Source organism: Methylobacterium sp. P1-11, from assembly GCF_008329595.1.
Classification (GTDB): Bacteria; Pseudomonadota; Alphaproteobacteria; order Rhizobiales; family Beijerinckiaceae; genus Methylobacterium.
On the sequence record NZ_NPKS01000001.1, the window covers coordinates 383,764 to 406,016 of the forward strand.

Consider the following 22,253-nt stretch of genomic DNA (forward strand, 5'->3'; position numbering starts at 1 on the left):
GCGACCTATTCCGGAGAAGGAAGCATCCATCGCGAACGGCCTGGGACCGCGTCCGAGCGCGTGGCGATAATCGACCGGAGGCCCCGATTCGACACGGCCAGGCGGGTCGTTGCATCGGCATCCTCTGGCTCCGGTGCCCCGATACGGCGCCGGCCTCTAAGAGGCCCTTCGGCTGGCGGTGCAGTCCGCCGAAGTTCGCCTTCAGGATTGGTGCGCAGCACTTCTCGCTGACGCAGTGACCGGACGGCTCGGCGTTGCTTGCCCGCCGTCGCTTGGATCCAGAGCCACCCCGCGACGGAGACCGGAACGGCTCAGCGGCGAGGCCCCGCCGCGGCCGCGGCCTCGTCCGCTGGTACGGCGTGGCCGGCGGCTGCGAGGCCTTCCAGCCCACCCTGGACCAGGGCGTTCGAGGCGGTCTCAAGCCGTTCCTGTACCAGCGCCTGGAATTCCTGGCGCGGCAGGCCGGGCGGGATGGCGGGCAGGAATTCGATCACGGCATTCCCCGGCCGACGCACGAGGCTGTTGCGCGCCCAGAACAGACCGGTGTTCAGCGCCACGGGCTGACAAGGGACCTGCAGCGCCGTGTAGAGATGGGAGAGCCCCTGCTTGTAGGCGGGGGGCGCCCCGACAGGCCGGCGGGTACCCTCGGGAAAGATGATGAGCTGACGCCCTTGCCGAATTGCGTCGCCGGCGGCGGCATTCATCAGGCTCATGGCCCGGGTGCCCTTGGACCGGTCGATCGCCACCATGCCGCTGCGCGACAGGTACCAGCCGATCAGCGGGATGAGCAGCAGCTCCTTCTTCAGGATGTAGGCGAAATCCGGCAGCACGGTGCAGAGGGCCAGGGTCTCCAGGGCCGATTGGTGCTTGGCCGCCACCAGCAGCGGCCCCGGCGGGATGTTGTCCAGCCCGCGGAACTCGACCTGGATCCCAGCGACGACCCGCAGCAACCACAGGGTGATCCGCCCCCAGGCGCGGGCGAGCCGCAGCACGGATCGCCCGGAAACCAGCATGGGCAGCCCGGCGACCGCGAGGACTGTCGTGACGGCGTAGAAGCAGAGGTTGAAGGCGAAGGAGCGCAGGGCGAGCATCGGGTACCGTGTCGTGGCGGTCTTCCTGTAGCGCGCCCGCATGTCCGCGGCCAAGGGCGACGTCACCGAGGCCGATCAGGCGCCGTCCGGCAGCCCTGCATCGCGGATCAGCCCGGCCTTGCGCCCGGCGACGAGCCAGTAGACCAAGCCGGCACTCGCACCGACCACGAACAGGATCAGCGTCAGGCGCACCTCGCCGGCGAGAAGAGCGGCGTCGCGGCCCCCGCTCGACCGGATTGCGCCGCGCGTCAGCCAGGGGAGGGCGGCGGTCAGCAGGCCGCAGCCGGCGCCGTACCACAGGAGGCCGCGGCGCCCGAAGATCTCACCGCCGAGCCCGATTAGCGCAGGGGGCATGAACAGCAGCACGAACAGCGCCTTGGCGAGGCCGGCGATCAACAGTGCCAATCCCTCCGGCGGCAGGCCGGCGGAGAGGTCGGACAGGGCCATGTCGAGGCCGGCGAGCGCGCCGTTCGTCATCCAGACCTGGGCGGCCGGATCGACGAACAGCGCCAGGACGAGGACGGCGAAGCCGGTCGGAACCGCGAGCAGGAGGGCGAAGGCCCAGAGAATCAGGCGGCTGAAAGCATACATGCCGCGAGCCTCTACACCGGCCGTCCTCACCCGTCGCGCGAAAGCCGCGCCCGATCCTCGCGGATCCGGCGCGGCTTCCAGGATGTGGCCGCCGAGGCGCCGCGCGTCAGCCGTGGGCCTGAGCGGCGCCGCCGGGATCGCCGTGGGTGTGCTTCTTCCGGAACCGGCCCAGCCACAGCGAGAAGTGGCGGATCACCACGTAGAAGACCGGCGTCAGGAACAGGCCGAAGAAGGTCGCGCCGATCATCCCGAAGAACACCGCGGTGCCGAGCGCCTGGCGCATCTCGGCGCCGGGACCGGTGGCGACGACCAGCGGCAGGGTGCCGAGAATGAACGCGAAGGCGGTCATCAGGATCGGGCGCAGGCGGAGCCGGCAGGCCTCCACCGCCGCCTCGACCGGGCCGCGATGCTCCCGCTGCTCGATATCGTGCGCGAACTCGACGATCAGGATCGCGTTCTTCGCCGCGAGGCCGATGAGCACGATCAGGCCGATCTGGGTCAGGATGTTGTTGTCCTGTCCCCGGAACTGCACGCCCGCCAGGGCGGCGAGCACCCCGGTCGGCACCACCAGCAGGATCGCGAGCGGCAGAGCCCAGGATTCATACTGCGCGGCGAGCACCAGGAAGACGAGCAGCACGCCGAGGGCGAAGACCGCGCCCGCGGTGCCGCTGGCCGCCTTCTGCTGGTAGGCGATCTCGGTCCAGTCGTAGGAATAGCCATCGGGGAGCGCCTTCTTGGCGATCTCCTCCATGGCGTTGAGCGCCTGACCGGTGGAGACGCCGGGTTTGGCCACGCCCTGCACCGGTACCGAATAGTACAGGTTGAACCGCTGCACGATCTGCGGACCGGTGACGTCCCGCACCGAGGCGAGCGTCCCCATCGGTACCAGCGCGCCGGTGGAGGAGCGCACCTTGATCTGCGAGATGTCCTGCACCGACGAGCGGAATGCCGCGTCGCCCTGCAGGCGCACCTGGTAGATGCGGCCGAGCGTGTTGAAGTCGTTGACGTAGGTGCCGCCGAGATCCGCCTGGACCGACGAGAAGACGTTGGCGAGCGGCACGTTCAGCATCCGCGCGATGGTGCGGTCGATGTCGAGGAAGAGCTGCGGCGTCGAGTTGTCGAAGGTCGTGAAGACGCGCTGCACGTCCGCGCTCTGGTTGGCCTGACCGATCACCTCGCCGGCCGCCGCCATGAGCGCGCCGATGTCGGACGATTGGCGGCTCTCGATCTGCATCTTGAAGCCGCCGCCATTGCCGAGGCCGCGGACGGGCGGCGGCGGGATCACGATGACCCGCGCCTCCTGGATGTCCGAGGTGGCCTTCAGCACGTCGCCGGTGACGACCGCCGCACTCCGGCCCGTCACGGCACGCTCCTTGGCGCCCTTGAGGGTCAGGAACATCACGCCGGCATTGGTGGTGTTGGTGAAGGTCGCTCCGTCAAAGCCCGCGATGATCACCGCATTGGCCACGCCGTCGACCGTACGGGCCTGCTTGGCGGCGCGCAGGATCACGTCCGTCGTACGATCGAGGGACGAGCCCGAGGGCAGCTGGACCACGCCGATCAGGTAGCCCTGGTCCTGGTCCGGGATGAAGCCCGTCGGCGTCGTCTGCGCGAGGTGCAGCGTGCCGGCAATCACCGCCGCGTAGATCAGCAGCATCACGCCCAAGCCCACGATGCCGCCGGTCAGGACCCGGATGGTCCGGCCGTAGGCGTTCGAGGTCGCGTCGAACGCGCGGTTGAAGCCGTTGGCCAGCCAGTTCACGAACCGGGTCAGGAAGAATTTCGGCTCCTTGCGGGCATGGTGGGGCACCAGCAGCAGCTTGCAGAGGGCCGGCGACAGGGTCAGTGAGTTGAAAGCCGAGATCAGGGTCGAGGCCGCGATGGTCAGCGCGAACTGCTTGTAGAACTGGCCCGAAATGCCCGGGATGAACGCCGTCGGCACGAACACCGCCGCGAGCACCAGTGCGATGGCGATCACCGCGCCGCCGACCTCGTCCATGGTCTTGTGGGCGGCGTCGCCCGGCGACAGGCCCTCGGCCATGTTGCGCTCGACGTTCTCCACCACCACGATCGCGTCGTCGACCACGATGCCGATGGCGAGCACCAGCCCGAACAGGGTCAGGTTGTTGAGCGAGAAGCCGAAGGCCGCCATCGCCGCGAAGGTGCCGATCAGCGAGACCGGAATGGCGATGACCGGGATTAGCGCCGTCCGCCAGCTTTGGAGGAAGACCAGCACCACGATGACGACGAGGCCGACGGCCTCGAACAGCGTCTTGTAGACCTCGTGGATCGATTCCTCGATGAACTCCGTCGGGTTGTAGGCGATGCGGTACTCGACGTCCGGCGGGAAGTTCTTCTTGACCTCCTCCATCACCTTCTTGACCGACGCCGCCGCGTCGAGCGCGTTGGTGCCCGGCCGCTGGAAAGCGCCGATGCCCACAGCGGGCGTGTCGTTGAGGAACGAGTTGGTCGTGTAGTCCTTCTGGCCCATCTCGACGCGGGCGATATCCTTCACCCGCACGAGGCGCCCGTCCTGCGCCTTGATGATCACCTCGGCGAATTGCTCGGGCGTCTTGAACCGGGCCTGCGACTGCACGACGAGCTGGAACGCCTCGCCCTTAGCCGCCGGCGGGCCGTTCAGCTGGCCGGCGGCCACCTGGACGTTCTGCTCCTGCAGGGCGGTCGTGACGTCGGTGACCGAGAGGCCGTAGGCGGCGAGCTTGTTGGGATCGACCCAGACGCGCTCGGCGTACTCGTTGCCGCCGAAGATCGTGATGTCGCCGACGCCGTCGAGGCGCAGCAGCTCGTCGCGGATGTTCAGGTAGATGTAGTTGGCGAGGTAGTTCTGATCGTAGGTCTTGTGCGGCGAGAGCAGGTGCACGACCAGCATCAGATCGGGCGAGGCCTTGCGGACCGTGACGCCGAGGTTGCGCACGTCCGGCGGCAGGCGCGGCTGTGCCACCGAGAGCCGGTTCTGCACCAGCACGTTGGCGATATCGAGGTTGGTGCCGACCTTGAAGGTCACGGTCAGCAGCATGTTGCCGTCGTTGGTCGACAACGACGTCATGTAGAGCATGTTGTCGACGCCGTTGACCTCCTGCTCGATCGGCGTCGCGATCGTGGCGGCCACGGTCTCGGCATTCGCGCCCGGATATGAGGCGCGCACCGTCACGGTCGGCGGCACGATCTCGGGATACTGCGAGACCGGCAGGCTCTCGTAGGCCACGAAGCCGAGGATCAGGAACACGATCGACGTGACGGACGCGAAGATCGGCCTGTCGACGAAGAAATGGGCGAAACGCATCGGTCAAACCTCTGAGGCCCGCCGGTCTCCCGGTCGGGGCCCTGCGTCGTCGGTGCGGAGCGCGCCGCGCGGCGCGCGCGACGGCGTTCGTGTCGAGCCGCTCGGGCTCAGGTCTTGCTCGGGGGCAACTCGATGGTCTCGGGGGTGACCTTCGCGCCCGGCCGGACCCGCGAGAGGCCATTGACCACCACGGTCTCGTCACCCTTCAGCCCCGACTGGATCACCCGGTAGCCGTCGACCTTCGGTCCCAGAACGACGTCCTTCTGCTGGATCACGTTCTCGGGTCCGACGATGTAGACGATCCGCTTGTCCTGGTTGGCGGCGACCGCTTCGTCGGGGATCAGCACGCCCTGGGCCGGCTTGGTCGCCGGCATCGAGACGATGCCGAACAGGCCGGGCTTGATGAACAGGTCGCCGTTGGGGACGGTCGCCCGCAGCAGGATCGTGCCGGTGGCGTTGTCGACGCGGTTGTCGACGAAGTCCAGGGTTCCCTTGCGGCTCGGCTTGGCCTCGCCGGACAGGGCGATCAGGATCGGCACGCCCTTGCCCTGCTGGGTCTGGCCCATGCCGATGCCGAGGCTGTTCTGGTACTTGAGGAACGACTTCTCATCGACCGTGTAGCTGAAATAGATCGGGTCAAGGGACACGATCGTCGTCAGCATCGTCTGGTCGGCGCTGACGATGTTGCCCTCGGTGACCAGGCGCCGGCTGATCCGGCCGTTGATCGGCGCCTTCACCTCGCTGAAATCGTAGTTCAGCTGGGCGTTGTTGAGGGCGGCCTGTGCGCTGTCGACGTCGGCCTGAGCGGTCAAGGAGGCCTGCCGACGCTGGTCGGTGACCTGCTCGGAGATGTTGCCGCTGCGGGACAGGGTCTGGGCGCGCTCGAGGTCCGTCTGGGAGAAGGACTGGCGCGCCTTGGCGGAGGCCAAAGCTGCCTGGGCCTGCTCCAGGGCCGCCTTGTAGGGCCGCCGGTCGATGACGAACAGGACGTCGCCCTTCTTCACGGTCTGGCCGTCGACGAAGTTGATCTTCTCAAGGTAGCCGGTGACGCGGGCACGGACCTCCACGTATTCGATCGCATCAAATCGACCGGTATACTGGTCCTGCTCGACGATCTGACGCACCACCGGCTTGGCCACAGTGACCTTGGGTGGCGGCCCGCCCGGCGCCTGCGCGCGGGCCGGTGTCGCGAGAGGGCCTGTCGCGAGACCCGCGATCAGGCCTGACAAGACGGTGAGAAGGCTGGGAAGCCGGCTGCGCATCGGGTCCTGCTGTCCGTTGGCCGACCGTTCGGTCGTGCCGAGCTTGACGATTGTTCCGCCGCGAGTGGGCCGTAACCCGCGCCTCACGCTCTTGCTTGTGCGCGAGCGCACATCACGGGCTCGTGAGCTGGATTGAAACAGCAGGTCAGGCGATTGTTTCGCCTGCGCCGTACCAATCCTTGAATCCACCTTTGTAGTGTTCCGCGAGATCGAGCCCGGCATTCTGCGCGGCCATCAGCGCGTGGACCGAGCGGACGCCGGAGGCACACGAGAAAACCGGCCGCCGGCCGTCCGCCGCGACGAGGTCTGCCACGGCTTGCGGGTCGAAGGTGGAGAGGGGATGCGAGACCGCGCCGGGAATGTGCCCGGCCTCATATTCATGCGGCTCGCGCACATCGATGATCAGCATCGAGCCATCGCGAATCCCGCTTTTGACCGTCTCACGATCGAGGTCGACCACCCGCATCGGCAGGATCTCCGTTCCGCCCGCGCTTGGCCGGCCTGGCTGACTGACGCTTTTCCTTATTCGTCAGACCCGAGCGGCGCAACGTGCGTGGCCGGCTTCACCGGCTCCGCGGCCGGGAGGCGGCGACGCGGAGTGGCCCGCCGCGCGGATCGCGGAGCTCTCTCAGAGCATGGCGAGGGTCGGAGTCACGGCGGCGAAATGCGCGGGCCAGTCCGGCGGACGGTACCCGTCGAGGCGTCCCGTCAGTTCGGCGCGCAGGGGTGCATCCGGCTGTGCCAGCGCTTCGATCGCCTCGATCCAGCCGGGGCCGTCCAGGGGATCACGGAACAGGGCGAAACCCTCGCCGATCTCCCGGTGGACGGCAATGTCGGAGGCGATGACCGGCAATCCCGAGGCTGCCGCCTCGACCACGGGAATGCCGAACCCCTCGGTGAAGGACGGCATCAGCAGGCCGGTGCAGCTGCGCATCAGCGCGGCGAGCCCGTGCGTGGACAATCCCGACGCCTCGATGACGTGGGCGCGCACGCCGGGGCACCGCTCGAGCATATCGATGGCGCTCTCGGCCTCCCAGCCGCGACGCCCGACCACGATGAGCCGCGGGGTGGCGGCTCCGTGGCGCTCGGCCAAGAGCCGCCAGATCTGGAACAGCAGCAGATGGTTCTTGCGTGACTCGATGGTGCCACAGACCAGGAAGGTCGGCCGGTCGGGCCTGAACTGCGGTCCCGTGCGTCCGAAGGCGGGCTCGACCCCGAGATGACCCACCGCCACCGGCGGCCGGCCGAATCCCTCGGCGGCGAGATGCGCGAGGGTGCGACGGCCGGTATCCTCGGAGTTCACCAGAATCGCGGCGGCGTGCCGGCCGATCGTGCGCAGGCGCGCCCGGTGGCGGTCGGCCTCGCCGAACCGGCCGTATTCGGGATGGGTGATCGGGATGAGATCGTGGACGAAGAAGGCGGCCCGCACGTCGCGCCGCGTGTAGAGCCAGTCGAAGCGCCGCGGATCGTCGAGGCGCAGATGCGAGGTATGCAGGTAGAGCGAATCCCGCGGCAGGGTGGCGACCGAACGTCCGCGCAGCGCGATGTCGACTGTCTTCCGCGCCTGGATCCGTCGCCGGTCGGCGGCACCGGCCTGCGGCGCGGAGAGGGACGGCGGCACTGCGGCCGGGTCTCCGCAGCGGGTCGCCAGTTGCCGATAGACCGGGTCCGATACGGCGTGCCGGTCTTCGACCCAGCCGGCCGCCACAGCCTCGACGATCGCCAGAGCCTGCGCGCGATCAAGGATGCGCGGGCCGAAAGCCGTCGAAACCACGCCGACGGCTGTCTCCGCTGGGCCGAGAAAGGCACGCGCGTAGGCGAGGTCGACACGGTCGATCCCCGACGGACTCGCGTGGCGCAGGCGCGTGACGAGGCGCGTGAGATCGAAGGCGATCGGTCGGTCCGTCATGATCCTCTGGCAGTCGTCGGGGCAGGGCCTCCCGTAGCGGTCCTGATCCGCAAGTGCCAGCATCTCGGCGCATAACCCCGGCCCCGCAGGGGTTGCGCGGGCGCAGCGCGGAGGCTAAGAGCCGCAAGCCCAAGCGGCGTCGGAGTGTAGCGCAGCCCGGTAGCGCACCTGTCTGGGGGACAGGGGGTCGTCGGTTCAAGTCCGGCCACTCCGACCATTTTTCTTCCACGATGATCGATCAGCCGTAGAAGTCTCGTGCCGGTCGCCGAGCCGGCCGATCGCCCGTCCTAAGCGCGCCCGAAGTGACGAAGCACGAGTGGCTCGCTCCGCGCGAGCCGTATGCCGCGCGGTTGCGACCGGGCCGTGCGTCCGGCGAAGAGGGCGAGGCCGATCAGGCCGACCGATCCGGTCAGGGCCACGGCCACGCACCACCAGAAGGCGACATCAAGCATGGCTGCTTACAGGGCTCCGATTGCGATCGGAACTCTCAAGCCGCTTGGTGAACGGACGGTTAAGCACCGGCTCGCCCGAGAGTTGTTTCCTCCAGCGCCATCCGAATCGTGCGACCGAGCCGCCGCAGGCGGGTTTACCCATGGGTCGGCGTCACCCCGCCCGGGTCTTCGGGATCCCGGCAGCCGCCCCTACGCCCAATGGATGAGGATTGAGAACGGAGCCTTGCCGCTACGCCCCGATTCCGGTGCGAGCGGAGTCCGGGGACAGAGATGCAGATCGGGATCGTCGGCTGCGGCTATGTCGCAGACTTCTATATGACGACCCTCGTCAACCACCCTGAATTGGTCTTGGCCGGCGTCTACGACCGGGACCCGGAGCGGCGTGCCGCCTTCTGCCGTCACTATCAGGCCCGCGCCTTCGACAGTCTGGAGGCGCTGCTGGCCGAGCCCGCGATCGGTCTCATCCTCAACCTGACCAATCCGCACAGCCACTTCGCGGTCACCAAGGCCGCGCTGGAGGCCGGCAAGCACGTCTATTCCGAGAAGCCGCTCGCCATGGAGTACGCGCAGGCCGAAGCCCTGGTGGACCTCGCCGAATCAAAAGGCCTGTCGTTGAGCGGTGCGCCCGCCAGCATCCTGGGTGAAGCGGGGACGACGGTGCGGGACGCCGTCGCGGCTGGCCAAGTCGGTCGAGTCCGGCTCGTCTATGCCGAGCTGGAGGACGGCCCGGTGTTCCGCGAGCCGGTGCATGAATGGCGCAGCGCGACCGGGGCGCCCTGGCCGGCGGAGGATGAGTACCGCGTCGGATGCACCCTCGAACACGCCGGCTATTATCTGACCTGGATGGGCATGATGTTCGGCCCGGTCGAGCGCATGACTGCCTTCGCGTCCCGCCTCTACCCGGACAAGGGCACCGGCCAGCCCCCGGAGGCGATCGCCAACGACTTCTCGACAGCCTGCCTGGAGTTCCGCTCCGGCGTCGTCGCGCGGATCACCTGCGGCCTCGTCGCCCCGCAGGATCGTTCCCTGCACATCGTCGGTGATCGGGGCGTCCTGACCGTGACGGATTCCTGGTCCAGCCAGGGCCCGGTCTACCTCCGCTCGCCGAGCGGCGAGGCGCCCGGGCGCCTCGGCCGGCTGCTGCACCGGATCCAGCGCCATCTCCCGGGCCGCAGCTTCCTCGGCCGGAAGCTGCCGGTTCCCCGCTTCGACGGCAGGCTGCCGGCCTACCCGTCGCGCATGGATTTCGCGCGCGGGCCCGCCGCCCAGGCCGCAGCGATCCGGAAGGGCCAGCCGGCCCCGCTCTCGGCACGGTTCGTCCTGCATATCACCGAAATCGCCCTCGCCATGCAGAATGCCGGCGGCGGTGCCGTGATCCAGCTGAAGTCGCGGTTCTAGCCATGGCCCGAACCATATCGTGGGGCATCCTCGGCACCGGAACGATCGCCCAGCGGTTCGTCAGCGATCTGCTGGGGCGGCCGGACGCGCGGCTTGCCGCCGTCGGGGCGCGCAGCCCCGGCAGCGCCGAGGCCTTCGCGCGCGCCTTCGGCGCACCGACTGCCGTGGTCGGCGTCCAAGCCCTGGCCGCGCGGCCGGATGTCGACATCGTCTACATCGCCACACCCAACAGCGACCACATGGACAGCGCGCTGGCCTGCATCGAGGCCGGCAAGGCCGTCCTGATCGAGAAGCCGATCGCGCTTTCCGCGGCGCAGGCGCGGCGCATCGCAGAGGCGGCGGAGCGGAAGGGCGTCTTCTGCATGGAGGCGATGTGGATGCGCTTCACGCCCGGTGTGGTGCGGGCCAAGGCGATGCTGGAGGCGGGCGAGATTGGCGATCCCCTGCACCTCGACGCCCGCCTGTTCTTCCCCCGGCCACAGCCCATCGCGGGCCAGACGCACGACCCAGGGGAGGGCGGCGTGCTCCTCGATCTCGGCGTCTATCCGGTGTCGCTGGCACTGCATCTGTTCGGCGCCCCCGCCCAGGTGTCCGGCACCGTGCTCGACCGTGGCGGCGCGCATGCCCAGCAGGCTGCGCTCGCCCTCGCATGGGATGACAGGAGCGCGACGCTGAGTTGCGGCTCGACCGGCGAAGCCGACAATGCCGCCGTGATCATCGGCGCGCGCGGTCGCATCCACCTGCACCGTCAGTTCCTCTGCCCGCCATTCCTGACGCGTGTGCGCACCGCACCGGCTCCGGCGCTGGCCGAACGCGCCGCGCCGCGCCGCCAGAGCGTCGGCCGGTTCGCCTTCGCCAAACGGCTCCTGCAGCCGCTGGACGTCCGCCGGGTCGCGCTGATCCCGACCCCGTTCGCCGGCTTCGGTCTGCGGCATCAGATCGACGAGGTGCACCGCTGCCTGGGCACCGGCGAGCGCGAGAGCCCGATCATGCCCCTCGCCGACAGTGCCCGCACGCTCGACATCCTGGAGCGGATCCGTCCCCGCCGCCCGCACCCGGTGGAAGCCGTCGCCTGACCGGCGACGGCCCGTCGCACCGACGGACGCGATCCCCGGGGGATCGTGTCGCAGCCCGCTAGCGCGCCGCCGGGCTGAGCGTCAGGGTTCCCCGGAAGGGTTGCGACTTGTCGTTCACGCTGGTGCAGCCATAGGGATACTGACCGGCCGCGATCGTCCGCACGCGGATCTCGCCCTTGCCATTCTGCTTGACCGTGTAGCCGTCATTGCTCGCGACGTGCACGACGTCGCCGTCGTGGTGAAGAACGTTCTTGTTCTCGAAGATCTGCGGCGCGGTCAGGACGATCTGGCTCGTGGTGTGGTTCTCGACCCGGATGCTAACATCCGTATCGGCAGGCAGGCGCAGGTCGGCTGGCGCGCACTTCGCGGCTCCGTTCTCAACCGTCATGATCAGATCGACGGTCGGCATCGTCCCGGCGGCGCCGGCGCCGCCGGCGATCGACCCGACCACGAGAACCGCCGCGACGCGCCAAAGCGACCGTGCGGCCACAGGTCGGTAACCGGATCCAGACATCATACGCGTTCTTCCCGCCATGTCGTTGCAAAGAGTCACGCTGGCTCAACCACACGGGGGAAGTTGCAGTTCAAACCTGCAATGGCCCATCCGCCGCCGCTGATGGGCTCAGCGAACCATGGGCGTCGGCTTGGCCGAAGCGAGCTTGCGCAGGATCCGCTCGATATGCGCGCGGAGGGCACCCGTCTCGGGCACCGGGTCGCCCTGACCGGTGGCTGCGGTTGGCTCCGGGAGAGTGATGAGAGAATCAGTCATCGACGCGGGCGCTGTGACGGGAAATCGACCATACTGCCGGGCTCGGCGGGTGAATACATCATTTCATAGATTTTCTTGACCGGCTCATGCAGTGTTGGCGCGGGTGATAAGGGGGAATTCCCGGCGGCAATAGAGACCGGCACCCGGGCGGCCGACTCACAGTACCCGAAGGCCCCATGGACGGAGTCTTCGCCGAGGGCCAGTGGCGCAGTCCCGCCCTGTTTCCAGGGCGATCCTCGGACCATCGCCTTGCGCGACGATCTTTCATGATCTCGGTACTCTTCATCCTGTCCGCGGATCGCAAATTATTCGATCTCGAGGTTGGCCGGACCGGTCCACGCTTCGGTGGAGACCATCACGTGATCATGGGCCTGAGTGAACTTCGAAGCCGACACGGTCCGACGTCGTGACGACCATGCGCCTTCAACGCGCCATCAACGGACACGCCATGCGCACCATGCAGCTGTAAATTTAGCAACTTATCGGTGCACTAAGCAGTTTTCGGTTGTGTTTTTCGCGGTGCGTGTGGGTTAGTCGCACGCGTCCCGACGTGCCGAAGGTTTCCATCCAATGTCCTCCTCCCCGAAGCCGAAATCTGCCACCGAGGCCGATCGCACGATCGGGGGCCGCATCGCGACGCTGCGCGTGGCTCAAGGGCTGAGCCAGACGGATCTCGGTCAGGCGATCGGCGTCAGCTTCCAGCAAGTTCAGAAATACGAGAAGGGCCGCAACCGTATCGGCGCAGGCCGGCCTCCAGGCGATCGCCGACCTGCTGCGGGTGCCGGTCAATACCTTCTTCGCCGATCCGCGGGACGGCGACAGCGGGAAAGTGGGTCCGACGGCCCTGTTCGATGATCCGAAGGTCATGGAACTCGTAGTGGCGTTCACCAGCATTGCCGACGAGACGACCCGCGGCGGAATCCTGTCCATCGTCAAGGCGGCAGCCGCGCTCCACGAAAGCCGCACGGGCGCACGAGACCCGGACGCCGCCGTCGAGCCGTAACAAAGCCGGTACGGCGAGAGGGTTTCCCGGGATCCACGGCACGAATTCCGATGATGGCGCTCACGCGCATCCACGGCGAAGCGCGCCTTAACTCAGATTAACCAAGACAAAGACCGGCAAAGATGTAGACAGGCTCCCGCATTCAAAGCGTGATTTACAGCATTTTAGCGGACAGCATGTTTCAATCTTGCGACGGAAGCCGGATCCAGAACATGCCGACCGAAACGTCGACCGCCTGGGGCCGCGGCGAGTTGTATGAGACCCTGTGCCTGCTCGTCATCGGGGTCGGGATCTGGTTCGTCGGTGTCACGCTCGGGACTTTCGCGTATCTCAACGGCCTCGTCGGCACCTACAACCTGACGGATCTCCTGCTCCTAGCCGCCTGCATGGGGGTGGCGCAGTGGGGCGCCAGCATCCGCAAATCGATCATCCTCCGCCGGCTCATGCTCGAACGCGCCGCCGCTGCCGCACAGGCCGAGGCGATCGCGCGGCATGACGGCCTGACCGGTCTCGCCAACCGCCGCCGCTTCATCGAGGCCGTGGAGCGGGCGCACGCATCGGCGCCCGAAGACGCGGCGGTGCTGCTGATCGACCTCGACCGGTTCAAGCCGGTCAACGATCTCTACGGCCACGCAGCCGGAAACGCCGTCCTGTGCGCCGTGGCGGAGCGTCTCCAGCAACTCGTGCCGTCGGGCGGCTTGGCGGCCCGCCTGGGCGGCGACGAGTTCGCCATGCTGGTGCCGCTGCGCTACGAAAGCGAGGGGCTGACGCGCCTCGCCCAGGCGGTCATCACCCGTATCGCCGAGCCGGTGACCTGGAACCAGAACGACCTCAAGGTCGGCGCGACGGTCGGCGTCGCCGCGGTGTCGGCCGAACACGGGGATGCCGACGCGATCCTCCACGCGGCCGACCTCGCCATGTACCAGGGCAAGAAGGACGGGCGCGGCAATTTCCGGTTCTTTCGCAGCACCATGGATGCGGAGCTGCGCGCCCGCGCCCGCATGGAGACGGAACTCCGCACCGCCATCGAGACGGGAGCGATCGAACCCTTCTACCAGCCGGTCGTGTCATTGCCCGAGAAGGAGATCGTCGGCGTCGAGGTGCTGGCACGCTGGCGCCATCCGACGCGCGGACTGGTCGGCCCCAGCGAGTTCATCCCGGTGGCCGAGGAGACGGGGATGATCGCCGATCTCAGCTACAATCTGATCCGTCGCGCCTGCCTGGATGCGCGGGCCTGGCCGCCGCACCTGATCCTCGCGGTGAACATCGCGCCGCAGCAGTTCCAGGACGCCTGGCTCGCCCAGCGGATCCTGGCGATCCTGACCGAGACCGGCTTCCCGCCGCGGCGCCTCGAGGTTGAGATCACCGAGAGCGCGCTGATCCAGGATCTGGAGGCGACACGGATGACGCTGCTGTCGCTGCGAGAACTCGGCGTGCGCATCGCGCTCGACGATTTCGGCACCGGCTATTCAAGCCTGTACCACCTGCGCGAACTCAAGTTCGACAAGCTGAAGATCGACCGCAGCTACGTCGACGCGATCACGATGAACGATGAGCGCGCCAAGCTGGTCGACGCCATCATCAAGCTCGGGGCGAGCCTCGGCCTCTCCACCACGGCCGAGGGGATCGAGACCGATGCAAGCCTAGACTGGCTGTCCGACCAAGGCTGCCATTTCGGCCAGGGCTATCTGTTCGGTCACGCCATGCCGAAGGCCGAGATGGATGACGTCCTGGCGGCCACCCAACCCGTGCCGCCGCTCCAGGATTTCGCGCGCGCCTCGTAGGCGCGGGATGGCCCCGCCGCCCGGAGCCGTGACGGTCAGCGCGGCTCCTGGTAGGCGGAGCCGTCCGCCGCGCCGAGCGGGTGGTCGACGAAACGTCCCCGCTCAGGCACCGCGACCCGATCGAAATCCTTCGCCAGGGCGTCGAGGGCGCGTCGCATCTCGGGCCCCTGCAGCGGGCGTCCGTGCCCGGTGATGACCCGCTCCGGCTCCAGCGCGGCGAGGGCGCGCACCGACGTGCGGGCCGCAGGCCAGTCGATCGTCAGATACATCGGAGGCCCGTGCAATTCCGGCGCCTGCGTGGCGACCGCGTAGGCGGATTCCTGCGCCGTCGTGATGAACGCGTCGCCCGCGATCAGCGTCCGGTCGGCCTCGCGCCAGAGCGATACGTGGCCGGGCGCGTGGCCCGGCGTGTGGATCCAGCGCCAGCCGGGCAGGGGCGGCACGGTCCCATCCTCGGGCAGGATGTGCAGCCGCGCGGAGACGTCGACCGGCTGAGTCGGGAACAGGGGCGAGAGGCGGCCCAGGAGACCACCGCCAACGCTCGGGTCCGGCATCGGGTAGGCGGCGCTGCCGTCGAGATAGGGCCGCTCGAGCGCGTGCGCGTAGACCGGGACGTCCCATTGCGCGGCGAGGTCCTCCAGAACGCCGACGTGATCGAAGTGGCCATGCGTCAGGACGATCGCGGCCGGCCGCGCATCCGTGCCGAATCGCGCCGCGGCGGCCGCCTCGATCCGGCGCTTGGAGCCCATCACGCCGGCATCGATCAGGACCCAACCCCGATCGCCCGCCCCGGGGGCGCCCACGAACACGACGTTGACCAAGACGTGGCGCTGATAGGCCACGTCGTCGGCGATCGCATGGGTGGCATCGTCCCGCTCGGCGTCGCGCCGGGGATCGTCGGCCCGGGCCTGCGGGTCGACGGGGATCTGCTGGGCCATCTGGTAGACACTCCCGTATCCGGTCGCGGAGGGGACGGTCGGGCGCGTCCCGGCCGAGGCCGCGGGAAGCGGGCCCCCGTCGCAGCCGCGGGGGTCTCGGCGCCGGATGGCGAGACTGCCCGTATCCTGGCCAACCGGGCTGCCCCGGACGTGTTCCTGCCGCCGCGCCGCGCCGCGCGGCATCGCGCCGGTCGACACGAACCCCATATTGGCGGCATCGATGCGCCGTCGCAGGTCACAGCATGGCACCGAGCCCCCTCGCACTCATCGCTTCCGCCGCCCTCGTGGCCGTCATCGCCGGCGGCACCGGGGCGATCGTCCTCCAGCAGGGCTCGCGGTTCAGCCATAACCGGAAGGTCGGCGGCCCGTTCACGATGGCGGATCTCGACGGTCGCCCGGTGACCGAGGCCGACCTCCGCGGCAAGCCGGCCGTGCTGTTCTTCGGCTTCACCCACTGCCCGGATGTCTGCCCGACGACGCTCGCCACCCTGGCGACCGCCCTTGGCCGGATGGGCCGCGACGCCGACCGCCTCACCGTCGTCTTCGTCACCCTGGATCCGGAGCGCGACACGCCCGACACCCTGCGGGACTACCTCGCCTCCTTCGACCCGCGGATCCGCGGCTTCGTCGGCACGACCGAGCAGGTCGCCCGCATGGCCGACGCCTACCACGTCGCCTACAAGCGCGTGCCGACCAAGGATGGCGACTACACGATGGAGCATTCCGCCACCGTGGCGCTGTTCGACAAGACCGGCCGCATGGTCGGCGAGATCGGGTACGGCGAGGACGAGGCCCGCACCTTCGCCAAGCTGATCACCCTGGCGCTGCCTGGCCAGTGCCCGCCGGGGGGCGGCGCCAATCTCTGGGCTACCGACGGCAGCACCGGCAGCTGCGGCCCGCGCAGCTGAGCTGCGGCCCGGGAAATTGCGTCCTGGCGCCAGCGTGGCTAGAGGGCGGCGCGGGCCGCGAGGCCCGGCCGCATCCGGGGGATCCCAGTTGATCACGCGCCGCGTCCTGACCGCCATCGGGCTTCTCGCCCTCGCGCCGCTCCCGGGCCTCGCCCAGGCCGCCACCGGGGGCCCGCGCCTCGCGCCGCCCGAGCCCATGGATCTCGAGCGGCTGAAGGATCTCGCCCGGAGGCTGCGGGACCAGCCCTACGCGCCGCCGCCCGAGGCTCCGGCCTCGGCCGCCCTCGACGCCCTGACCTACGGGCCACTCCAGGAGATCCGCTACCCGCCGGGCCACGCGTTGTACGCCGAGAGCCCGTATCCGGTGACCTTCTTCCACCTCGGCAACTTCTTCCGCCACCCCGTGAAGGTCTACGCCCTGGAAGGCGGCCAGGCCCGCGAGGTGCTCTACGCCCACGACCTGTTCACCTATCCCACCGGCAACCCGGCCCAGGACGTGCCGGACGGGGCGGGCTTCGCGGGTTTCCGGTTCCAGAAGGCCCCTGCCGGCCAGCCGGGCGACGACGGCGATTGGCTGGCTTTCCTCGGCGCGTCCTACTTCCGCGCCGCCGGGGACGGCGCGCAATACGGCGCCTCGGCACGGGGCATCGCCATCGACACTGCGCCGGCGCCGGGCAAGACCGAGGAATTCCCGGTCTTCACCCGGTTCTACGTCAGCCCGGCCGCGGACGGCGCCGTCACCGTGCTGGCGCTCCTCGAAGGTCAGAGCCTCACCGGCGCCTACCGCTTCGTCGCCCGGAAGGAGCCGCACGTCGTCATCGACGTCGCCTGCACGCTCTACATGCGCAAATCGGTGGAGCGGTTCGGCATGGCGCCCCTGACCTCGATGCTCTGGTACTCGGAGGGGATGAGCCGCTTCGTCGCGAGCGACTGGCGCCCGGAGGTGCACGATTCCGACGGTCTGCTGATGCAGACCGGGGCCGGCGAGCTAATCTGGCGCCCGCTCAACAATCCGCCCCGCCTCAGCGTCAGCGCCTTTGCGGACCGCTCGCCCAAGGGGTTCGGCCTGCTCCAGCGCGACCGCGCCTACGAGACCTACATCGACGACGGCTTCGAGGAGAACCGGCCCGATATCTGGGTCGAGCCGCAGGGCGATTGGGGCCGCGGCAGCGTCCAGCTCGTGGAGATCCCGACCCACCAGGAGACCGACGACAACATCGTCGCCCTCTGGGTGCCGGACGATCCGCCTCAGGCCGGATCCGACCGCAGCTTCGCCTACCGTCTGCGCTGGACCGTGAAGGAACCGGTCGGCACCGATCTCGCCCGCTGCGTCGCGACCCGCGCCACCAAGGCCGCGTGGCTCGCGGATGCGGAGAGGCGCCCGGGCCGCGCCAACCTCGTGCGGCAATTCGTTCTGGAATTCGCGGGTGCGGCCCTGTCAGGCCTCGATCCCGAGAAGGCCACGGTCGCGCTCACCCTGTCGCGCGGCAGCGCCGGGGAGGTCGCCGCCACCTGGGCTCCGTACGGCAAGCCGAGCCCGTGGCGAGTTTTCCTCAAGGTCTATGCCGAGGGCCCGGATCCGGTGGAGATGCGTCTCCAGTTGAAAGCGGGGGACCGGCTGCTGTCCGAGACCTGGGCCTACCAATATTACCCGCAGGCGCCCGGCACGGTGCTGTGAATGGCTGGCGGACCGTCGGCAGCGGCGAACCGGCCGGGCCCGCGGACGGACGGACAGCCGCACCGCTCCCGCCTTGGGCGGGTTGGACCGGAGTAAGCCCATCCTCGCATCCGAGGCCGTCATGACCGGTGAGACACCGCCCGGCCCGAGTCTTCCGGAGGCGCTGACGCGCCTCCTCAAGGCCCCAAGAGCGGCGATCTGGCCGACACCGGAGGATCGACACCGCCTGCGTCTCGGCCGGCCGCAACCGCGCCAGCCGAGCCGGGCCGTGCTGGGTGTCTGGATCTGGGCGATCCTCTACAACGTCTTCGGCTTCGCGATCCTCGCGGGCCTGTGGTGGACGATGCGCTGACCCGATGAGCCGACACGCCCTGATCACCCGCCGAGCGGCCCTCGCGGCGGCGCTGCTGCTCGGCCTTGCCGTCCACCCCTGTGCGGCGCAGAGCCCGGGCGACGCGCTGAATGCCGATGACGGCACCGGGGCCGTCAAGGTCTGCTCGCCGGTCGCGATGCCGCGCTGGCGGTCCATGACCCCGGTTCCCAAGACCTGGACCTTCCTGGATTGTATGGGCTTCGCGGGCGAGATGGGGGCGACGCATTTCCAGCTCGGCTGCCTGTTCGCCAACGTCACGCCCCACGCCCAGAAATACGCCTGGGGCGCGATGGTGCCGATCGAGAAATCAGCGATGGCCAAGGCACAGCCGCCGGTGCCGAATTGCGGCTGGTAGAGCGGGCGCTCAGCTGTCGGTGTCCCGCCAATCCAGGTTGAGGGTGAGGCGGGCGCGAAAGACCGTGCTTCCGGCCGCGTCCCGGACCTGCGCCTCCAGGATCAGGCCGTCATCCCCGGGGAGCGGCCGGTCCGCCCGGACGCGGAGCCGGTCATGCGCGGCCTCGATCAGCGCTTCCGTCGCCGAGAGACACGCCTCGTGACGATGAGCGAAGTGCAGTCCCTCCTCGTCGCGGGACAGACCCTGATCGTCGGTGAAATCGGTGAAGTAGCGCACGGCGCAGGACCTCACGGCCAGATGACGAACCTGGGCCGCCGCAGGAGCGATGTCGTTAACCTGTGTGTGGACGCCGGCCTCGCCCCGCGCGACAGGGTCGCCGATTTCTCCAAGCCGCGGCGTCCGCGCAGAGAACGCGATCCCCGCGCGAGTGATCCCCGGCCTGCCGCAAAAATGTATGGTTTCGCACAGACATTTGATCGAACGCTCCCGGCCGAGGCGATGGGCCTCGGCATGAAGGGTGTGCCCGGCGTGCGCAAAGCGTCGTGATAACGCGCGATGCCGGCTTCGTCGGCGCCGAAGGCTCCTATGCCAGCGCGCTCTGCGTCCGCCGCAGCGGGCCGATCAGCCGCTCGTACTCGGCTTCGGCAGGCCCATAGGTCTGCCCGGCGGCCTCTTCCAAACGGCTGCGGCTCAGGACCCGGATCCGGCCGCGCCGGGCGCGGATCAGGCCAGCGCCCTCCAGGGTGTGGATCGCGACCGTGACGGTCGGTCGGCGCACGCCGAGCATGATCGACAGGAATTCGTGTGTCACGGAGAGATCGTCGCCGTCCTGCCGGTCGTGGTACATCAGGAGCCACCGCGCGAGCCGCTCCTCGGCGGGTGCCCCGGCATTGGCGATGGCGGTCTGGGCGACCTGCACCAGGAAGGTCTGGACGTAGCGCAGGAGCAGGTTCCGCAGCGACGGGCTGGACGTCAAGGCGTCGCGCAGCGCCGGCACGGAGATGCGTTGCCCGCGACCTGCGACCTGCATGAAGACCTGGTACGGGATCGTATCGGTTCCCAGCAGCAGCGCCGGCGCGGCCATGCCGTCACGGCCGAACAGGCCGACCTCGATGCGGGCGCCCTCGGCGAGGGTCGAGACCATGGAGCACAGGCCGGTGTCGATGAAGACAGCGTGCGGAATCGCGGTGGCCGGCTCGACGAGCACCTTGCCGAGGGGAAGGTCGACCGCCTCGAGATGAGGCCCGAGCAGCGCGCCATCCGCCTCGGATAGGGCAGCCAGAAGGCGGTTCTGATGCGGCATCGGCGAACGCGTACGCAGAAGTAGACATACGCGCTCCGGCTCAAGTCCGCGAACCGGAACGCGCCTCCGTGCCATGCTCGGATCACCACGCAATAGCGAGCGGATATTTCATCTAGTGTCCGAACCGTCTGCGAACAGACAAAGCAATGTGCGGCTTCATCGGACATGTGGGCCGTGACGTGCGGATGAATGCGCAAAGCTTCCTTTAAGATCTGACGTCACACTGCCGAGGGACCGGCGCTGTGGCCGCCATGCCACGCGCTCGGGACCGAGACGCACTTGCCAACATGTGCATGCACGGACGCGCTTTGACGCGCGGATCGGATCGAGCTAGAGAAAGCGCAACGGAGCAAGCAAGAACCATGCCGTGAGCAGCGTGGCTCCGGCTGGCGAACTGCGCCGGAAGGGCATCGGGGCCTCGCATGAGTTTGGTGCAACGGCTGGAAGTGCGTCAGGGCCAGGCCCTGGTGATGACGCCGCAGCTCCTGCAAGCGATCAAGCTCCTGCAATTGTCGCAGCTCGATCTCGCGGCTTATGTTGAGGCCGAGCTGGAGCGCAATCCGCTGCTGGAACGCGCGGAGCCTGAATTGCCGGGCGCCGGCGAATCCCCCGATATGGGCGGCCACGCGGAGGAGGCGGGTTCGGACGGATTCGAGGGGGCGGAACCCGAATCGTGGCTGTCCGCAGACCTTAATCCGAACCGCAGCGAGATCGAGAGCGATTTCGACACCCGGCTCGACAATGTCTTCCCGGACGAGGTGCCGGTTCAGGCGCGCGAAGCGGGTGGGGGCGACATGCTCTCGCTGACGCCGCCGCCCTATGGCAGCACCGGCGGCAGCTTCGATGCCGAGGCGCCCGATTTCGAGGCGACCCTCACGGCGGAGACCTCGCTGCGCGATCACCTCGCGGGCCAGCTCGACCTCGCGACCCGGAATCCCGCGGAGCGACTGATCGGCGGCTTCCTGATCGACGCCGTCGACGAGGCCGGCTACCTCCGTGAGACCGTGGAAGGTGTGGCCGAGCGGCTCGGCGCCGACCCGTCCCTCGTCGGCCGGATGCTGGCGCTGATTCAGACCTTCGATCCGCCGGGAATCGCAGCCCGCGATCTCTCGGAATGCCTCGCGATCCAGCTGCGCGAGCGCGACCGGTTCGACCCGGCGATGCAGGCGCTGGTCTCGCGCCTCGACCTCGTGGCCAAGCGCGATTTCGCGGCGCTGCGCCGACTCTGCGGTGTCGATGACGAGGATCTCGTCGACATGCTGGGCGAGATCCGCCGGCTCGATCCGAAGCCGGGCCGCGCCTTCGGATCGAGCGCCGTCGAGGTTCTGATCCCGGATGTGTTCGTGCGCGCCGCGCCGGACGGCTCCTGGCTGGTCGAGCTGAACAGCGAGGCGCTGCCCCGGGTTCTGGTGAACCAGAGCTACTACGCCCGCGTGTCGCGCAACGCCGCCGCGGAGGGCGACAAGGCCTTCCTGTCGGAGGCGCTCCAGAACGCCAACTGGCTGACCCGCTCGCTGGAGCAGCGGGCCCGCACCATCCTCAAGGTCGCCACCGAGATCGTCCGCCAGCAGGACGGGTTCTTCGTCCACGGGGTCAGCCACCTGCGTCCGCTGAATCTCAAGACCGTGGCCGAGGCGATTGGCATGCACGAATCCACCGTCTCGCGGGTCACCTCCAACAAGGCCATCGGCACGAGCCGCGGCACCCTGGAGATGAAGTATTTCTTCACCGCGGCGATCCCCGGTGCAGCCGGTGCCGCCGCCCATTCCTCCGAGGCCGTGCGCCACCGCATCAAGCAGCTCGTCGACGGTGAGACCCGGGACGACGTGCTGTCCGACGACGCGCTGGTGCAGAAGCTGCGCGGGGAGGGTGTCGACATCGCCCGGCGCACGGTGGCGAAGTACCGGGAATCGCTGCGGATCCCCAGCTCGATCGAGCGCCGCCGCGAGCATTTCGCCCACGGCTCGGGCCAGCACGCCGCCCTGGCTCTTCGCTGATCACCCGGATGGGGTTGCGCCCGGCTTCCGTCCGGCCCATCCGTCCTGCCGTTTGATCGACG

The 22,253-nt window shown here is 68.8% G+C and carries 20 protein-coding genes, 1 tRNA gene and 1 pseudogene; 11 read left to right on the forward strand and 11 right to left on the reverse strand.

Going from position 1 to position 22,253, the window contains the following annotated elements:
• Window positions 1-311: 311 nt before the first annotated feature.
• The 6 genes from CIW48_RS01860 to CIW48_RS01885 form a co-directional block, all read right to left on the reverse strand.
• Complete coding sequence (locus CIW48_RS01860) at window positions 312-1,091, reverse strand: lysophospholipid acyltransferase family protein (protein WP_149308651.1); 780 nt, start codon at window positions 1,089-1,091, stop codon at window positions 312-314.
• A gap of 75 nt (window positions 1,092-1,166) precedes the next feature.
• Window positions 1,167-1,682: a hypothetical protein gene (locus CIW48_RS01865; protein WP_149308521.1), complete on the reverse strand. Its 516-nt coding sequence runs from the start codon at window positions 1,680-1,682 to the stop codon at window positions 1,167-1,169.
• Window positions 1,683-1,788: 106 nt separating this feature from the next.
• Complete coding sequence (locus CIW48_RS01870) at window positions 1,789-4,986, reverse strand: multidrug efflux RND transporter permease subunit (protein WP_149308523.1); 3,198 nt, start codon at window positions 4,984-4,986, stop codon at window positions 1,789-1,791.
• A 107-nt stretch (window positions 4,987-5,093) separates the two neighbouring features.
• Window positions 5,094-6,248, reverse strand: coding sequence for an efflux RND transporter periplasmic adaptor subunit (locus tag CIW48_RS01875; protein ID WP_091785973.1), 1,155 nt, complete (start codon window positions 6,246-6,248; stop codon window positions 5,094-5,096).
• A gap of 145 nt (window positions 6,249-6,393) precedes the next feature.
• Window positions 6,394-6,714: a rhodanese-like domain-containing protein gene (locus CIW48_RS01880; protein ID WP_091785975.1), complete on the reverse strand. Its 321-nt coding sequence runs from the start codon at window positions 6,712-6,714 to the stop codon at window positions 6,394-6,396.
• Between the two features lie 162 nt (window positions 6,715-6,876).
• The gene (locus tag CIW48_RS01885) at window positions 6,877-8,157 is read right to left on the reverse strand and encodes a glycosyltransferase family 1 protein (RefSeq protein ID WP_149308525.1); all 1,281 of its coding nucleotides are present in this window, start codon (window positions 8,155-8,157) and stop codon (window positions 6,877-6,879) included.
• A 140-nt stretch (window positions 8,158-8,297) separates the two neighbouring features.
• Between CIW48_RS01885 and CIW48_RS01890 the strand changes: the two genes are divergently transcribed.
• From CIW48_RS01890 to CIW48_RS01900, 3 genes are all read left to right on the forward strand, one after another.
• Window positions 8,298-8,374: transfer RNA gene (locus CIW48_RS01890), tRNA-Pro, on the forward strand.
• A 505-nt stretch (window positions 8,375-8,879) separates the two neighbouring features.
• Window positions 8,880-10,007 (forward strand): Gfo/Idh/MocA family oxidoreductase, encoded by a 1,128-nt coding sequence (locus CIW48_RS01895; RefSeq protein ID WP_149308527.1) that lies wholly within the window; start codon window positions 8,880-8,882, stop codon window positions 10,005-10,007.
• Window positions 10,008-10,009: 2 nt separating this feature from the next.
• Window positions 10,010-11,083 (forward strand): Gfo/Idh/MocA family oxidoreductase, encoded by a 1,074-nt coding sequence (locus CIW48_RS01900; RefSeq protein WP_149308530.1) that lies wholly within the window; start codon window positions 10,010-10,012, stop codon window positions 11,081-11,083.
• Window positions 11,084-11,141: 58 nt separating this feature from the next.
• On the opposite strand, the gene CIW48_RS01905 is transcribed toward CIW48_RS01900, so the two are convergent.
• Window positions 11,142-11,492: a hypothetical protein gene (locus CIW48_RS01905; RefSeq protein WP_246695090.1), complete on the reverse strand. Its 351-nt coding sequence runs from the start codon at window positions 11,490-11,492 to the stop codon at window positions 11,142-11,144.
• A 213-nt stretch (window positions 11,493-11,705) separates the two neighbouring features.
• A complete protein-coding gene (locus tag CIW48_RS33080; RefSeq protein WP_173009152.1) occupies window positions 11,706-11,852 on the reverse strand; it encodes a hypothetical protein in 147 nt (48 codons plus the stop codon).
• Between the two features lie 570 nt (window positions 11,853-12,422).
• Here CIW48_RS33080 and CIW48_RS01910 point away from each other — a divergent pair.
• Window positions 12,423-12,855 (forward strand): annotated as a pseudogene (locus tag CIW48_RS01910) (helix-turn-helix transcriptional regulator).
• Window positions 12,856-13,067: 212 nt separating this feature from the next.
• Entirely contained in the window at window positions 13,068-14,639 is a 1,572-nt protein-coding gene (locus CIW48_RS01915) for an EAL domain-containing protein (RefSeq protein ID WP_149308532.1), read from the forward strand.
• A gap of 35 nt (window positions 14,640-14,674) precedes the next feature.
• Here the strand turns inward: CIW48_RS01915 and CIW48_RS01920 are convergent, their stop codons facing one another.
• On the reverse strand, window positions 14,675-15,577 hold the full coding sequence (locus CIW48_RS01920) for an MBL fold metallo-hydrolase (protein WP_149308534.1): 903 nt from the start codon (window positions 15,575-15,577) through the stop codon (window positions 14,675-14,677).
• Window positions 15,578-15,819: 242 nt separating this feature from the next.
• Here CIW48_RS01920 and CIW48_RS01925 point away from each other — a divergent pair, with 242 nt between their 5' ends.
• From CIW48_RS01925 to CIW48_RS01940, 4 genes are all read left to right on the forward strand, one after another.
• Entirely contained in the window at window positions 15,820-16,485 is a 666-nt protein-coding gene (locus CIW48_RS01925; RefSeq protein WP_149308536.1) for an SCO family protein, read from the forward strand.
• An 88-nt stretch (window positions 16,486-16,573) separates the two neighbouring features.
• Window positions 16,574-18,163, forward strand: a complete 1,590-nt coding sequence (locus CIW48_RS01930; protein WP_149308538.1) for a glucan biosynthesis protein — start codon at window positions 16,574-16,576, stop codon at window positions 18,161-18,163.
• Between the two features lie 121 nt (window positions 18,164-18,284).
• On the forward strand, window positions 18,285-18,515 hold the full coding sequence (locus CIW48_RS01935) for a hypothetical protein (protein WP_091786040.1): 231 nt from the start codon (window positions 18,285-18,287) through the stop codon (window positions 18,513-18,515).
• A 4-nt stretch (window positions 18,516-18,519) separates the two neighbouring features.
• Entirely contained in the window at window positions 18,520-18,891 is a 372-nt protein-coding gene (locus CIW48_RS01940) for a hypothetical protein (RefSeq protein WP_149308540.1), read from the forward strand.
• Between the two features lie 9 nt (window positions 18,892-18,900).
• On the opposite strand, the gene CIW48_RS01945 is transcribed toward CIW48_RS01940, so the two are convergent.
• Window positions 18,901-19,182, reverse strand: a complete 282-nt coding sequence (locus CIW48_RS01945) for a hypothetical protein (RefSeq protein WP_246695091.1) — start codon at window positions 19,180-19,182, stop codon at window positions 18,901-18,903.
• A 6-nt stretch (window positions 19,183-19,188) separates the two neighbouring features.
• Here CIW48_RS01945 and CIW48_RS01950 point away from each other — a divergent pair, with 6 nt between their 5' ends.
• A complete protein-coding gene (locus CIW48_RS01950; RefSeq protein WP_149308542.1) occupies window positions 19,189-19,437 on the forward strand; it encodes a hypothetical protein in 249 nt (82 codons plus the stop codon).
• A 37-nt stretch (window positions 19,438-19,474) separates the two neighbouring features.
• On the opposite strand, the gene CIW48_RS01955 is transcribed toward CIW48_RS01950, so the two are convergent.
• Window positions 19,475-20,194: a Crp/Fnr family transcriptional regulator gene (locus CIW48_RS01955; RefSeq protein ID WP_149308544.1), complete on the reverse strand. Its 720-nt coding sequence runs from the start codon at window positions 20,192-20,194 to the stop codon at window positions 19,475-19,477.
• Between the two features lie 422 nt (window positions 20,195-20,616).
• On the opposite strand from CIW48_RS01955, the gene rpoN reads away from it, so the two are divergent.
• Complete coding sequence (gene rpoN / locus CIW48_RS01960; protein ID WP_149308546.1) at window positions 20,617-22,191, forward strand: RNA polymerase factor sigma-54; 1,575 nt, start codon at window positions 20,617-20,619, stop codon at window positions 22,189-22,191.
• Window positions 22,192-22,253: the final 62 nt, after the last annotated feature.